Consider the following 15,139-nt stretch of genomic DNA (forward strand, 5'->3'; position numbering starts at 1 on the left):
TCGGGATTAAATCAATGCCAGCAAGGTGACTCTTGCTGGCATTTTTTATTGTTAAAGTTTAACCAAAGCCTGCCGATAGTTTGTTCAAGAGGGATATGGGTATTTATGGCATGAATATCTGGACTAGAGTCTGGAAATGAAGCCATAAAAACGTTAGGGATAATACTCTTGCCAAGATGATCCCACGTCCAACCCACCTCTCAACTCTTCTAATAATTAGACCTCCCCCGTTCACCTACGCTGACTAATTTGCAGCAAAGACACCGCATAATGGAGAAGAACATGGCAGCATTGAGCAGAGTTTTTAGTCACTTTGAAAACGTGAAAGTCGGTAAGAAGCTGGGATTAAGCTTTTTCCTGATGTTGTTGCTGGTTGGGCTTATCGCGGGCACAACTGCTTATCACTTTTTCGTCATCGAAGAGCATGCTTACAAAGTCGACCTGAGCTACAAAATTAATAATGAAGCCAATCAGGCAAAATATAATCGTGCACTCTATGAACGTACTTATGATCTAAAGTATATCGGCGAAAACTCACAGCACATCAACAATATAAAAGACCTTCTCGTTCAGAGTGAAAAACTTAGCTGGTCGGAATTTAACCGTAAGACCATCAGCAGCATTACTGATGTGGTCGATGAATACCTGCAACAGCAGCGTAATTTTGTTAACGCTGTGGCGCATAAAGACGATGTGCGCAAAAGCTGGAATATCTCTGAAACCCAGAAAAACCTTAATGAGTTACAGCAAAGCCTGCTTAATGAAGGTGCTGATACCAACACGCAAATCCTGCTGGCTGAGATGAATCAGAAACTGATGACCGTGCGCTACAACGCGCGTGGCTTATTGCTGGATCGCAATAAAGAATCGGAATCATCGCTTCTGACATCAATCAATATTGCTAACAGTGCCGCAAATGCGTTTATGCCTGTGTTATCCGCTGAGCAGCAAAAAATATTAGCGCCGGTGATAACGAGCCTCAGCACCTACAAAGATAACGTGTTGGCCTATTTACCGGCTTATCAGCAAGAGCTGGAAACCGGGAAAGTGATGGAAGCTAACGCCAATGAGTTGAATCGGCTGGCAACGTATCTGTTCACCCAAGAGCTGCAAGGCACCCACGATGAAATTGATAACGCGCAATTGCAGTTAACCCTGACAGCCATTGCCGCTTTACTGTTTGGTTTGCTGATTTCATGGTGGATGACTCGCCAGATTACCGTGCCACTACGCACCACGCTGGCCATGGCAGAACGTATCGCTACCGGCGATTTAACGGCTGCGACCACGTCAAATCGGACTGATGAATTGGGTCTGTTGATGAATGCGGTGGCCCGAATGAATGAAAACTTGCGCACCATGATCGATGACATCCGCATTGGTGTGAGTCAGGTTTCTCATGCCTCTGGCGAAATTGCGGCGGGGAATACTGATTTGTCCTCCCGTACTGAAGAACAAGCCGCTGCCGTTGAAGAAACCGCTGCCAGCATGGAGCAGTTGAACGCCACTGTTAAGCAGAATGCCGATAATGCTCACCACGCCAATCAGTTAGCAACAGAGGCATCACAGACTGCGCAACAAGGTGGCAAGGTGGTGAATGACGTTGTGCGCACCATGAACGATATTTCCGGTAGCTCCAAACGCATTTCTGAAATTACGACCGTGATTAACAGTATTGCATTCCAGACCAATATTCTGGCGCTGAACGCCGCAGTTGAAGCCGCGCGGGCTGGCGAACAAGGCCGGGGGTTTGCGGTAGTTGCCAGCGAAGTGCGTAATCTGGCTCAACGTAGTGCACAGGCGGCGAAAGAAATCGAAGAGTTGATTGGCGAATCTGTCTCTCAAGTCGATGCAGGGACTGCACTGGTGCAAAACGCCGGTCAGACGATGGAGAATATTGTCCGCTCTGTCACCCATGTGCGCGATATCATGGCTGAAATATCCTCGGCATCTGATGAGCAAAGCCGTGGCATCACACAAGTGAGCCAAGCGATTTCCGAAATGGACAGCACGACGCAACAAAATGCCGCCTTGGTGGAAGAGTCTGCCGCTGCTGCTGATTCATTGGCAGAACAGGCTATTCTATTGGCGCAGGCGGTCGCGGTGTTCCGATTGTCAGATGCGGAAACAAACGCCACTCAAGGGAATATCGCCGCACCAGCAACGAAACGTCATGCGCCAACCCTACGCCCTAGCACAGATGCTCGCCACGTAAGCCAGCAAGATAATTGGGAAACATTCTAATGATCGGCTGAGCCATGTTTTGAGTGGGGGCATTAGTGAGCAGGAATAGTCAATACGCTTATTCCTGCTCACTCCATCGCGGTACTCGAACTATCCATATTCCCTTTTACAGCGCCACTATTAGGCAGGTATTCTGGCTCTCCCCTCTGAACGCAGGCAAGGAGAGCAAATGAAGTATCCGCAGGTTTATATCGGCAAAATTGAGCCTTATCACGGCAGTTCCCCCAGCGCGATTGGCAAACGCCAAATCCAAGGCGGGATCATGCTCACTCCACTGGGATTAGAGGGGGATGAGCAAGCGGAAAAACGTTTTCATGGTGGCCCTGATCGTGCGTTGTGCCACTATCCACGAGAGCATTATGCTTACTGGGCGCAGCAGTTTCCTGAACAAGCCGATCTTTTCTCACCACCGGCCTACGGTGAAAATATTTCGACCCTCGGCATGACCGAACAGAATGTGCATATGGGGGATATCTACCGCTGGGGCGAGGCCTTTATTCAGGTTACTCAACCACGTTCACCTTGCTACAAACTCAATTTCCATTTTGCTATTGAAGAGTTATCCGTTCTGATGCAGCAAAGCGGTCACTGTGGCTGGCTGTATCGCGTGATTTCCCCCGGTAAAGTGAGCGAAAGCCATCCGTTAGAGTTGTTAGCCCGCACCAGTGATATTTCCGTTGCTGAAGCTATTGGGATTGCTTGGCACATGCCGTTTGATGAAGAGCAATATCATCGCTTGCTGGCCGTTTCAGGCTTATCGGCCAGTTGGAGCAAAACCATGTTGACGCGAATTGCGGATGGAAAAATTGAAGATTTTAACCGGCGCTTGCTGGGGAAAAGTTAAGTATCAAAGCACTGTTAACGGTTAATCATAATCGTTTTTCTCAGCAGTCTTGACTGTATCTCAATTGAGATACGGAATGGGCTTATTGTTGAGGAGGTTAAAATGGCTACACATACCACAATGTTGCATGTACGGATTGATGATGACGTCAAGAAGCAGGCAACGGCGGCGCTCAGTGCAATGGGCCTTTCAGTGTCTGATGCGGTGCACTTATTTTTGAATCGTATCGTTACAGATTAAGCATTTCCATTCGAGTTGAAAGTGCCAAATTCTCAAACACTTGTGGCTATGCAGGAAGCAGAAGAGATTGTTCGAACCGGAACACACTCAGAACTTTTTGATTAAAAATTTTCATCAAAACCGGGTGGCGGTTATGCCACCCCCCCGGATTGAATAACTGCTGTGATCAGAATGCTTTCTTTGCGTAGCCGGTTACTTCTTTCAGGCCCATCTCACGGCCCAATGCGGTCATTGGATGAACCACGATGATACCGCGCACGGTTTTCTTCAGCGTGCCCATATCTGCCTGCTCTTTCTTGGTAATCGCACGGCTAAACGGCAGTTTTGCCAATTTCTGGGCTTCAGCACTCAGGTTTTTAACCCGTACTTCTTTCAGGCGCTGAATTTCAGCCGCCATTTTCTCTTTTTCTTTCATGTGCTGCGCGATCAAATCCACATTGCCTTGTTGGATAACGCTAGTGTCTTTGTGGTTCATCGCATCCAGCAAATCGCTTAGACGTTTAATTTCTGCATGTTCTTTCATGGTATTGGCCCGTACATGCCACTGATGGGCACGATATTCGCTAAAGTTGACGATAGGATAGCACTGATTGTGCTCCGATATGGAGAGTGTATACCCAAACAAAGTGGAATTGCAGGTACCTGTACGCGGCTAACGCACCTGCAATACCCTGTCAAAAGGGAATATCAGAATACTGGCCTTTCCATCGTATCGGCTTCTAATGATGGCCACCGCATCCCCGCCGGTAATCCGCTGATGTCACAGGCAACAGCACCCAGCCTTGCCAGCGCTTCGGTATAGCGTTGGTTGAACGGGTAGCAGCAGGAGAGACGAAACGCGTGGCGATATCGGCCACTGGGCGAATACAGTGTCCCTGGTGTCAGGCAAATCTGTTCTTTCAGCATTTGATGGAACAATGCGACGGTATCCACGCTGTCGGGGAATTCGACCCAGAACACGAATCCGCCAGCCGGTTGGGTCACTTTGGTGCCATAGGGAAAGTGGCGGGTGATCAACTGCTGGGCTTGTTGCACCTGTTGCGCATAGCGGCGGCGCAAGCTGCGCAAATGATGGTCATAACCACCAGATTTAAGGAACAGCGCTAGCGTTTCCGATAACAATGTCGACTCCGCCATCGAGGAGACGGCTTTTAACTTGTGCAAATCCTCCGTGAAGCGCCCTCCATCTATCCAGCCCACGCGGAAATCTGGGGCCAATGTTTTGGTGAAACTGGAGCAAAACAAGATCCAGCCATCGCGATCAAAGGCCTTTACCGCTGGGGATAAGGTCGAGCCAAATTGAATCTCGGCATATAAGCCATCTTCAATCAACGGCACTTGGTGATTGTTCATCAACTGGGCAAGGCGCTTTTTAGCGGCCAATGGCATGGTAAACCCCATTGGATTTTGCACCGTTGGCATGGCGATCAGTGCGTTTAACCGCCCCTCCTTAAGTAACAGCTCCAGCACGTCCAGCGATAAACCCTGCTGCGAATCGGTTGGGATCTCGACCGCTTTCAATCCCAGACTGGCCAGCAGTGGCATCAGATAGAAATAGGTTGGCGATTCTAACCCGACGCAATCTCCCGGTTTAGTGGTGACGCGCAATGCCAGTTGTAACGCTTCCATGCAGCCATGAGTAATGGTGATATCCGCCGGATTCGCCAACATCCCTAGCGTCATGGCACGGCGGGCGATTTGCTGGCGCAGGCGTTGGCTACCAGGCGGCAAGGCGTATTGGCTGATGAGCTGCGGCTCACGACGCAGCAACGAGGCCATAATACGGCCCAATTTGGCACTCGGATAAAAATCACCCGTCTGAGGGCAAGCCAATGAGATATTGGTGAAGCGCGTATTTTGTTGTGCGGCAAAGACGGTATCAATCAAGTCCAGCACTTCATCCACCGGTTTGCCCACGGTGGCGGTCGGTACCACGGCAGTTGATGGACTACAAACGTAGAACCCTGACTGCGGACGCGCCTCAATCAAGCCGCGGTCTTCCAGCGTCCGATAGGCAGCCACCACCGTATTGATGCTCACTTGCAGGTTTTTGGCGTAGCTACGTACTGATGGCAAACGACTACCGGCCAATAAACTGCCTTTCTCGATGGCTTGCGCCAATGTAGCTGCCACCTGTAAGTAGCGAATTTCATTCATAACCAGGGACATAGTGACAGTTCTCCACAAGAACAATGGGTACAGTTTGGAGGCAATTAAACTGTACCCATAACAATAGATAACTTTTGCTTCTGACGCCATCACGTATTGATGTTTATGCTGAATCTCTTGGCCGCAGAAATAATATTTCCAACGTCATTGGGGATTGTAGGTGGGTGAAAAGTGAACCCATCGACAACGCAAATTCACGAGGAAATAAGAGGATTTTTATTATGTTAGACAGCGCTTTCATCAGTTACGTTACCGTCATGTCGATCACCCCAGGCCCGAATAACCTGCTATTGGCGGCATCAGGCGTTAACTTTGGCTTACGTCGTACCTTTCCGATGATGCTGGGGATTACCTTTGGTTGTGCCTTGCAATGCGCATTGATGACCACGCTACTGGCACTCATCCTCGGTTGGGTCGGGGTGATTCGCTTGCCGTTGGTGACGCTGGGCTGTGGTTACTTATTGTGGCTTTCATGGAAGATTTATCATGCGGGTAGCCCCAATACTCGTGATGGCGAGCAGCCGATGGGGTTTATTCAAGGGGCGCTATTTCAAGCGATTAACCCGAAAACTTGGTTGATGGCCATGAATGTCGCCATCTTATTCACTCCTCGGGACGGGGCGACACTCAGCCACACCTTGTTAATTGTCAGTGGGTTTGCTTTATTGAATCTGCCCTGTGTGGCCGTTTGGGCGGTGATGGGCGATCAGTTACGCCACGCATTACGGGTGAATTGGAAATTACGGTTGTTTAATGGCGTGATGGGTGGATTGATGGCCATCACTGCATTGTGGCTGCTGGTGGATGAATGGCTTAGCGTGTTGCGCTAATTCAGGCATGGCCGAGGGGGGAAAGTTTGGACACTTGTTTCTGGCTGATACGGGAGAGCAGCTCGGTGATCGACAACACCATGGTTGAACGCACCATTTGCTGATAGCGCTGGCGTTGCATGGCAATCAACGAAGCGTCTGCTTCATCAGGGCGCAAGAAAGTGGGGACAGGGGGCAACTCAGCGACACAATGTAATTCACCAAATGGCCCGAGGATTTCGTCGTCGGTAAAGCGATACTCGGTGCCATCATGGTTGAGTTCTTCACGTAGCGCCATCAATAACTCAGCATCTTCATATTCGTGACGCGTAATCACACCCAAGGCATAAACCAGTTTTAACCGGACAGATAACTCGCCCAACGGCCCATCGCCGACCAGCAAAGGCTCCACGGCATATTTCACCGCATAGTCATCTTTGCGAAACACCTGCACCACGAGAATATTCAGCGCTTCTGCTAATAATTCAACAGCAGCCATCAAGAAACTCCGAACCGTCTTTCCGGCGTTCAGATGTTCAAGTACCCGATTCTCAAATGCCTGTGTTTTTTCAATCATCGCTTGTCACTGGGGTGGTTGGTGAATGCTAAATGCGTCATCATTGGCCTGCTAGAGGCAACAGGCCAAGACTGAGAATCAGTGCGCCAGCTTATCCTGCATGGCGTTATACACATTCACCGCCTGTTCGACAACCTCGCTATCGGCAGGCAAGCCTGAAATTTGCGCTAACGCAGCTTTCGGCCCTAATTTTGCCAGTAACTCCACCAATTCCTGCGCTTGTGGATCTTGCTCACTGCGATAGCTCATGGCTGCGGCGATGCCGGTTACCAAGTTATCGTGCGGCAATTGATACTCCAATGTCCCCAACAGCGGTTTGATCAAACGGTCACCGGCACTCAGTTTACGCAGCGGTTGACGACCGACGCGCTCAACATCGTCATGCAGGTACGGGTTCTCAAAACGGGAGAGGATCTTATTGATATAGGCTGCGTGTTTCTGTGGATCAAAGGCATAGCGTTTAATCAGTACCGCACCACTTTCTTCCATCGCGCCTTTCACTGTCTGGCGCACTGCTGGGTCAAGAATGGCATCGCGAATAGTCTGGTGACCGGCAAGCTGGCCCAAATAGGCCGTAATGGCATGACCGGTGTTTAGGGTGAAGAGTTTACGCTCCACAAAGGCCATCAAATTATCGGTTAATTCCATGCCTGCGATTTCTGGTGGCTGCCCTTTAAACTGGGTACCATCGACAATCCACTCGCTGAACGTTTCTACCGTAACGGCCAAAATATCCGTGCTGCCCGCTTCTGACGGCGGCACAATGCGGTCAACCGCAGAATCGACGAAGCCGACATGCTGCTCAACCCACGCTTGCTCACTTTCAGGTAAGGCAGCAAACACATGTTGTTTTAACTGGCTGGTGCCACGCACCATGTTTTCACAGGCAATAATATTCAGTGGGCGGGTGTTACCTTGTTGATGGCGGGTGATGAGACCCTGTGCCACCGTACCGGCGATGCGGGCGAGAATCTGTGGGCCAACTGCGGTAGTGACAATATCTGCTTCTGCTATCAGGGCAACGACTTCTGGGCTACCACTGTTGACTGCGCTGACGTTGTTAACCTCTTCAACTCTTGCCTGTTCGCCTACCACATTGACCTGATAACTTTTGCGTTTATTCAGTTCATCCAGCAGCGGCTGATTAACATCAGCGAAGGTCAATTGCGCACCGGCATCAGCAAGAAGTTTACCGATAAAGCCTCGGCCAATATTACCTGCGCCAAAATGTAATGCTTTCATAGTTATTTACCTTTAACTGTTTGCTGTAAAAGGGCCGTTTGCTCCCAACGGCCCTATTCAGATTACGGCAACTACCCGACATTGTCGGGTAGTACTTAACGCCATTCAGTTATGACTTTTTGCCACCGAGCAGATCCAAAACTTCTTGCACGCTGGTGGTTTTGCTTAAGCGTTCAATCACTGATTCATCATCGAGTGCGTTTGTCAGGCTGGTAATCACTTGGATGTGCTCATTGTTGCGAGCCGCGATACCAATCACCAAACGGGCTACTTCGTCTTCGTCATCACCAAAACGCACGCCTTCAGGGTATTGGCAGAACACCACACCGGTTTTCAACACGCGGTCTTTGGCTTCAATCGTCCCGTGAGGCACAGCGATAGATTCACCCAAATAGGTAGAGGTCAGTTTTTCACGTTCTAGCATCGCCTCAACATATTCTGGCTCGACATAGCCCCCTTTCACTAACTGCTCACCGGCGAAACGAATCGCTTGTTCTTTCGCGCTAGCATGCTGATTGAGGAAGATATTTTCTGCGCTTAAACGGAACAGGTTAGCCTCTGATGCTTCGAAGCTATCGTCCAGCGTTTCAATCACTTTCTGTGTCGTGGCTGTCGCAATACCGGCTTCCACCAAACGGGCCGTCAGATTGGAATACAGCTGGCTATCGAGGAAGTTAGTCAACGAGATATGCTGCGCTTGTGGTGCATGACGCATCGCACGCTCAGTCAAATCACGGTGCGTGATAACCAAGTCCACATCGTCTGGCAAATTGTTGATTGCACAGTTAGTGACAGAGATATGTTTCAGGCCAGCATCTTGCACTTTTTTGCGCAACACACCGGCACCCATGGCACTGGAACCCATACCAGCATCACAGGCGACGATGATTTTACGCACGGTGCTTAAATCGCCCGCAGCGGCAGCAGCATTCGCCGCTTGTGCGCCTTTAGACTGTGCTTTCATGTCTTGCATACGGCGAGTGGCATCTTCCAGACTGTCTTCCTCGTCATCTTTGATTTTCGAGCTTTTCAGCAGGATGGCTGACACCACGAAGGAGACCGCAAACGCCGCTGCAACCGCCGCAATGTTGGCAAAATAAGCGCCTTTCGGGGTCATCGCCAGTACAGCCAAGATAGAACCTGGTGACGCAGGAGAAACCAGACCGCCGTTCAGCAGAGTCAGTGTAAACACACCAGTCATACCGCCCAGAATCACCGCCAGCAATAAGCGTGGGTTCATCAGCACGTATGGGAAATAGATTTCGTGAATACCACCGAAGAAGTGGATGATAGCCGCGCCGCCAGCAGACTGCTTCGCGTTACCTCTACCGAAGAACATATACGCCATCAACACACCCAAACCTGGGCCTGGGTTGGCTTCGATCAAGAAGAAGATAGACTTACCGGTTTCAGTCGCTTGCTGGATACCCAGTGGCGAGAAGATACCGTGGTTAATCGCGTTATTCAGGAACAGGATTTTTGCAGGTTCAACGAAGATAGAGGCCAATGGCAACAGGTTGTTCTGCACCATGATATGCACGCCGGCAGCCAGTACTTTAGACAGTACTTCGACCAGTGGGCCAATCGCCATAAAGGCCAGAATCGCCAACAGCATACCGATGATACCGGCTGAGAAGTTGTTAACCAGCATCTCAAAGCCGCTTTTGATTTTACCATCAACCCAGCGGTCAAAGTGCTTGATTGCCCAGCCACCCAGTGGGCCTACAATCATTGCACCGAGGAACATTGGCATGTCCGCACCAACGATCACCCCCATGGTCGTGATAGCACCTACGACACCACCACGATCGCCACCGACCAAACGGCCGCCGGTGAAACCGATCAGCAGAGGGAGTAAGTAGGTGATCATTGGGCCAACCAGTTTGGCTAACGTTTCATTTGGCAGCCAGCCGGTAGGAATGAACAGTGCGGTGATGATACCCCAGGCGATAAATGCGCCAATATTGGGCATAACCATATTACTGAGGAATCGGCCAAAATTTTGAATTCTGACCTTTGCGTCTGGTGAAAACATAAAACACCCCTATTGGTACGCGCTAACAATAAGAGCGCGATATAATTGTTTTGTTGAGGCAGTTCTGCAAAACCCGCCGGTGCTATCGAATACAAACACGCTGTATGCAAAACAAACTCTAGCACGCTCCTTTATTCACGCGTAGCTCACGGGGTTTGTGTGATGCATATCACATCCACACCCCCTCTATACGGGTCAATTTGTTGACGATGATCACATTATTGGGCTGTAAGAAAGTCACATCGGCGTTTTTTTGAGCGTGAAAGTCAATAAAGAGTGACTTGAATCACATTTGTGGTGGGTTAGTTTGTTTTGAAAATGTGATGTTAATCACAAGTTATTTTTGCTCGTCGAGAAGAGATGTGACATTCGTCTGTTCAATATTGTGTGGTGTAGTTATTTGCAGGATGGAAATGTAAGAAAATGACAGAGGGGGAGGCGGTGATCGGGAATCAAGAAACTGGCAGTGAATTTGGTTAAGGTCGATTCATTCTTCTTTCTGCCGAAACCTGATCCGCCCATTAACTGAGAACCAGTGCGCCATCTAATCCCTCTCTGTGTCTATATCCCAAAACTTACGTTATTATTCATGCCGTAATTGTTTTCAGACTCACTTTAAGGCGGTCGAGAGTATGCATGACCAATAAGATTGGCTGGATTGATAATCTGCGGGCGGTGGCCTGCATTATGGTAGTGATGATCCATGCCACGACCTATTACGTGACCAGTGGTGCGCGGGTAGGGGAAGTTAATTGGGATGCTGCCAATCTGCTAAACTCCCTCTCCCGTGCCTGTGTGCCGCTGTTCTTTATGATCTCGGGCTACCTGTTTTTCGGCGAAAAAAGTGCAAAGCAAAAACACTTCACCCGTATCGGATTGTGTCTGCTGTTCTACAGCGTGGTTGCATTGATCTATATCTCGACACTCACCCCTATCGACGGCTGGGCATCGCTGAAAAATATACTGCAAAAACCGGTGTTTTATCACCTGTGGTTTTTCTACGCCATCATCGTGGTTTATCTGGTGTCACCGCTGATTAACGTCAAACCCGTCACTGGCCGTTATTTGGCGGTACTCGTTTTGCTGCTCGCCGTGTTTGCCAATCCGCAGACCACTAAATTTTCGATAGGCGGTTTTCATATTCTGCCGATCAACCTCTATATCTACGGTGATACCTTTTATTACTTGCTCTACGCCCTTTTAGGGCGGGCGATTGGGATGTTGGAAACACAGGGGCGCATCATCAGTTGGAGTGCGGCGGCGTTGTTTATCCTGAGCGTCATATTTATTGCGATCTCAACGGAAAAGCAGACGCGGATTAATGGCAGCTTTGCGGATACTTTCTATATGTACTGCGGCCCGCTCGTCTTTGTGGCGTCGGTATCGTTATTGGTGTGGTTTAAAAACTGCCTTAATCAGCAAATTAGCTGGCTAAGTTGGCTGGCAGGACATTCATTGGCGATTTATGGTTTTCACGCGCTGATTATTCATTTTATTCGCACCCATCATTACGACTTCACCGCCTATCCGATACTGGATATTTTCTATGTCTTCGCGCTGGCACTGGGCTTGAGCACCTTACTGTCGATGGGATTGCAGCGCATTGACCGGCGGCGTTTGGTCAGCTAATCCCCCGCCTGTCCGCGCTGTTGTGCGCGCCGTAGCTGGCGACCGGAGGAAAAACCGGCTGCCAGTGCGGCTTTTTCGACATTGAACCCTTCTTGCAGCCGCACTTGCGCGACAGCTACCCGCAATTGCTCGTGGAACTCACGTACGCTGATACCGACATGTTCGCGGAATAAGCGAGTTAAATGGCGGCTGCTGACATGGGCTTTCTGCGCCACTTGCTGTAATGACCACTCCGCTTGCGGCTCCGCTGACATCACATCTTGCGCGCGGTGTACGGCAGGATTGAGATGATTACGATAACGCAGCCAAGGTGAAAGCTGCGGGTCATCACCAGAACGGCGAAAATAAACCACCATCTCCCGCGCGACCTCTAGTGCGACTTGCGGGCTGCAATAACGGCTGATCAGATGCAACGCGAGATCAATCCCTGCCGTGATCCCCGCACTGGTATACACGCTGCGATCTTCGACAAAAATACGGTTTTCTTTGGTTTGTGCCGCAGGTGCCTGCTGGCGTAAACGCTCAAGCACATGGTGGTGAGTGGTGCATTGATAACCGTCCAGTAACCCTGCTTGTGCGGCCAGCAATGACCCAGAACACACACAGACCAATATCGTTTTTTGCTGCGCAATGGCGGTTTTCTGCTGTTGCAACCACTGGCGTGCTATCGCCGCTGTTTCTGTCGCAAAGTAGTGGCGAGAATCGCTCACACCGGGCACTACCAATAAACTGCCTTCTGGTAAGTGATCGGGTAGTGGTTGCAACTGGCCCAACAGCATTTCAGTGGAGGACATCACCTCCGGTAGTGGGCTGATATAGCAAAGATTAAACGACCCTGCCAGCCGTAAAGTTTCAGCAGGGCCAGTTAAATCCAGCGACAGCACGCCGGGCAGCAAGAGAAAATAGACATTTCGTTGCATGGTTAATCCACAGTCACCGTCAAATAGCGGTTCATATAGGCCGGAATATCCGGCGTACTCTGTAGCAAAGTATCAACAAATGCGTCGCGCTCAAAGGCCATTACCTGTAAATCCCACACACAGAATGATTCATCCCGCGCTGCTCGCCAAATTCCCTGCTCTTGCACCCAAACTTTCACCCGCATTTCATTCTCGTTATCCCACCATCCGACAATCAAGTAATTCAGTGTTTTTCCCTGATGTTCAATCACTAAACCGACTCCGGGGCGATTAACGGTTTCGGCCTCAGTCGGTAACCATTGCCCAACAAGCTGATAAGCGGGTGTGTAATCCGGTGTGGCACCTTGTGCCTGCGAATAGCGAATTACATACCGTTTTAATTGCCATTGATTAATGATTTTAATGCCAGCAGGCGTGATATCCCGAGGTAAGTAAGGTTGTGGCTGCCAATTGATGGTTTTGGCTGGCGTGGCGGCAGCAGGGCGCGAATCCAGTGCGTCCAGTGTCTCGGCAACAGTCCGAATGGCAGCAAACCGATCGACTAACACCGTTTCCGTCCGCAGTTTCAATTCTGAGCTGCTTAACACTACGCCATTGGGTTGTGTCATGGGGAAGGTCAGGGTGGCCTCGGTCACAAAAGTTACCTGATAACCCAAGTCTGATGCGACTCGAGCGGTGGTCTCACAACATTGCTCTGTACGCATACCGGCAATAATCAAATGGTCGATATTTCTTTCTTTTAACCATTCATCCAGCCCTGAATCGGTCAGCGCATTATGTACCCGTTTTTGTACCGAAATATCAGCCTGATGGGAAACCAGTGCCATCGGCTTAACATAGCCTGATGCCAGTGAGAATGGACCTTCAGGTGCGACATGAAACACATCTACTAGTGCGACCCCGCGCAGCTTGCAGCCCCTAATGAGCTGATTGAGCGCAGTAGAGAATGCGGGCACATCTTGCTGCTGCCAGAAAGGTCTATGTTCGAATGATTGTTGGACATCGATTATCAAAAGTGCGCTGTTGGTCATTTTCGGCCCTCCGCCGTGTGGGTATAGAGCCATCATGAAGCGGTTCTCACTCAAACGGAATGCCAAATCCGGCCATCATAGGGGAATAAAAGGACTCATTTCCCATTTTCGTTTGTTATTCTATATTTCTTATATAATGATCTTATTTATATTTCCGACTATATTCTATTTAATAACAAGCGTAGGAATATTCATACAATAAAATCGCCTTGTCTCATTTTATGATGTATGAATATTCCCTCACCCAGAAAGATTGCTCTGATTTATCGATCTGATTACGATTATATAAATATCTGTAATTATAAAACTATTTGAACTATAACCTTGCCCAATGTCAATCAAACAGAGATAAATCCTAATTCAATAGGTATTTTATAGAATAAATCACCATTTAAAATGAAATGGACGGTCTATTCGGTCGTAAAGGGTTGCTTTACTAGATAAAAAGATCGCGTATATTTCACTCACATAGAAAATGTGTGAAAGAAAATAACAAAAGCGAATTCCATTCACTTTTAATTGACATTTCACCGAGCCAAATTAATTGATATTTAAGAAAATTGTCTCACTTAAATTCTTAAGTTTCATTGTTGGCCGGCTTTTCTAATTGATAATTAATATTATTTGATGATTTGCAATCATGTCATTGTTACTTTGTATTAATAGAATTCTCATGGCTGTTTTCTTCAATAATAACGACGTGTCGTTGGTAGACATTTATCAACGTATTTCTTCATATGTGATGTCTAAATAAAGGTTTTTAATATGTTTAATTTCAAGAAAAGTGCATTAGTTATTGCGTTGGCATCTTCAGCTTTCATTTCTCAGGCATTTGCTGCGGATGAAGGTAATGGCCGTATCCATTTCACTGGTACTGTAATTGATGCACCTTGCTCTATCGCACCAAATTCTACTGACATCAACGTAGATATGGGACAAGTGGCGAATAAAGTATTGGAAACAGGGAATAAATATTCTCAAAACGTACAGTACAGCATCGATCTGCAAGACTGTGATTTGACTGAACAAACAGCGGGTTCAGTGACCTACCCAGCACAATCAAAAGTCAGTGTTACTTTCGGCGGTGTTTCTGATGCCACTTCTCCTGCATTACTGGCAAACACCGGTAGCGCTGGCGGCGCGGGTATTCGTCTGATTGACACTAACGGCGCACTGCTGAAAGTGGGCGACAAAGGTGCTGATGTTAACCTCGTGACTGGCCCTAACCAGATCGTATTTGCTGCCCGTGTTGAAGCGACTGGTGCTCCAGTGACAACAGGTACCATCGTTTCCCAAGCAACTTACGCATTGAACTATAAGTAATATTTATTTTTTGTGCTGAAACTACAGCATGGATAGCTGCTTATTCTAGTTGTAACCAAAGGGGAGATGACTCCCC

General features: G+C 48.7%; 13 protein-coding genes. 6 read left to right on the top strand and 7 right to left on the bottom strand.

Annotation, left to right across the window (positions count from 1 at the left end; translation table 11 throughout):
- Positions 1–282: 282 nt before the first annotated feature.
- The 3 genes from DA391_RS00195 to DA391_RS24405 all read left to right on the top strand — a co-directional run bounded on the left by DA391_RS00195 (position 283) and on the right by DA391_RS24405 (position 3,328).
- Positions 283–2,244 (top strand): methyl-accepting chemotaxis protein, encoded by a 1,962-nt coding sequence (locus DA391_RS00195; protein ID WP_050287201.1) that lies wholly within the window; start codon positions 283–285, stop codon positions 2,242–2,244.
- Between the two features lie 169 nt (positions 2,245–2,413).
- Positions 2,414–3,088 carry a 6-hydroxyaminopurine reductase gene (gene yiiM / locus DA391_RS00200; protein ID WP_050083410.1) on the top strand — a complete coding sequence of 225 codons (675 nt, stop codon included), beginning with the start codon at positions 2,414–2,416 and terminating at the stop codon, positions 3,086–3,088.
- Positions 3,089–3,190: 102 nt separating this feature from the next.
- Positions 3,191–3,328, top strand: a complete 138-nt coding sequence (locus tag DA391_RS24405; RefSeq protein WP_226722889.1) for a type II toxin-antitoxin system RelB/DinJ family antitoxin — start codon at positions 3,191–3,193, stop codon at positions 3,326–3,328.
- A gap of 166 nt (positions 3,329–3,494) precedes the next feature.
- On the opposite strand, the gene DA391_RS00210 is transcribed toward DA391_RS24405, so the two are convergent.
- Positions 3,495–3,851: a YibL family ribosome-associated protein gene (locus DA391_RS00210; RefSeq protein WP_050083411.1), complete on the bottom strand. Its 357-nt coding sequence runs from the start codon at positions 3,849–3,851 to the stop codon at positions 3,495–3,497.
- 164 nt (positions 3,852–4,015) lie between these two features.
- A complete protein-coding gene (locus DA391_RS00215) occupies positions 4,016–5,497 on the bottom strand; it encodes a PLP-dependent aminotransferase family protein (RefSeq protein ID WP_108087216.1) in 1,482 nt (493 codons plus the stop codon).
- A gap of 221 nt (positions 5,498–5,718) precedes the next feature.
- Between DA391_RS00215 and DA391_RS00220 the strand changes: the two genes are divergently transcribed.
- The gene (locus DA391_RS00220) at positions 5,719–6,327 is read left to right on the top strand and encodes a LysE family translocator (protein WP_050083413.1); all 609 of its coding nucleotides are present in this window, start codon (positions 5,719–5,721) and stop codon (positions 6,325–6,327) included.
- 1 nt (position 6,328) lies between these two features.
- On the opposite strand, the gene DA391_RS00225 is transcribed toward DA391_RS00220, so the two are convergent.
- From DA391_RS00225 to DA391_RS00235, 3 genes are all read right to left on the bottom strand, one after another.
- Positions 6,329–6,883 (bottom strand): MltR family transcriptional regulator, encoded by a 555-nt coding sequence (locus DA391_RS00225; RefSeq protein ID WP_019212698.1) that lies wholly within the window; start codon positions 6,881–6,883, stop codon positions 6,329–6,331.
- Between the two features lie 78 nt (positions 6,884–6,961).
- Complete coding sequence (locus tag DA391_RS00230; RefSeq protein ID WP_050083414.1) at positions 6,962–8,125, bottom strand: mannitol-1-phosphate 5-dehydrogenase; 1,164 nt, start codon at positions 8,123–8,125, stop codon at positions 6,962–6,964.
- A gap of 109 nt (positions 8,126–8,234) precedes the next feature.
- Positions 8,235–10,160 carry a PTS mannitol transporter subunit IICBA gene (locus DA391_RS00235; protein ID WP_050083415.1) on the bottom strand — a complete coding sequence of 642 codons (1,926 nt, stop codon included), beginning with the start codon at positions 10,158–10,160 and terminating at the stop codon, positions 8,235–8,237.
- 636 nt (positions 10,161–10,796) lie between these two features.
- On the opposite strand from DA391_RS00235, the gene DA391_RS00240 reads away from it, so the two are divergent.
- Positions 10,797–11,789, top strand: coding sequence for an acyltransferase (locus tag DA391_RS00240; RefSeq protein ID WP_050083416.1), 993 nt, complete (start codon positions 10,797–10,799; stop codon positions 11,787–11,789).
- Here DA391_RS00240 and DA391_RS00245 read toward each other — a convergent pair.
- Together DA391_RS00245 and DA391_RS00250 are read right to left on the bottom strand one after the other, a co-directional pair.
- Complete coding sequence (locus DA391_RS00245; RefSeq protein ID WP_108087217.1) at positions 11,786–12,709, bottom strand: GlxA family transcriptional regulator; 924 nt, start codon at positions 12,707–12,709, stop codon at positions 11,786–11,788. The genes DA391_RS00240 and DA391_RS00245 overlap by 4 nt on opposite strands.
- Before the next feature lie 2 nt (positions 12,710–12,711).
- A complete protein-coding gene (locus tag DA391_RS00250; RefSeq protein ID WP_050287205.1) occupies positions 12,712–13,740 on the bottom strand; it encodes an isochorismatase family protein in 1,029 nt (342 codons plus the stop codon).
- Between the two features lie 765 nt (positions 13,741–14,505).
- On the opposite strand from DA391_RS00250, the gene DA391_RS00255 reads away from it, so the two are divergent.
- Positions 14,506–15,063: a fimbrial protein gene (locus DA391_RS00255; protein ID WP_019212704.1), complete on the top strand. Its 558-nt coding sequence runs from the start codon at positions 14,506–14,508 to the stop codon at positions 15,061–15,063.
- Positions 15,064–15,139: the final 76 nt, after the last annotated feature.

This window comes from Yersinia massiliensis (assembly GCF_003048255.1).
Taxonomy (GTDB): domain Bacteria; phylum Pseudomonadota; class Gammaproteobacteria; order Enterobacterales; family Enterobacteriaceae; genus Yersinia; species Yersinia massiliensis_A.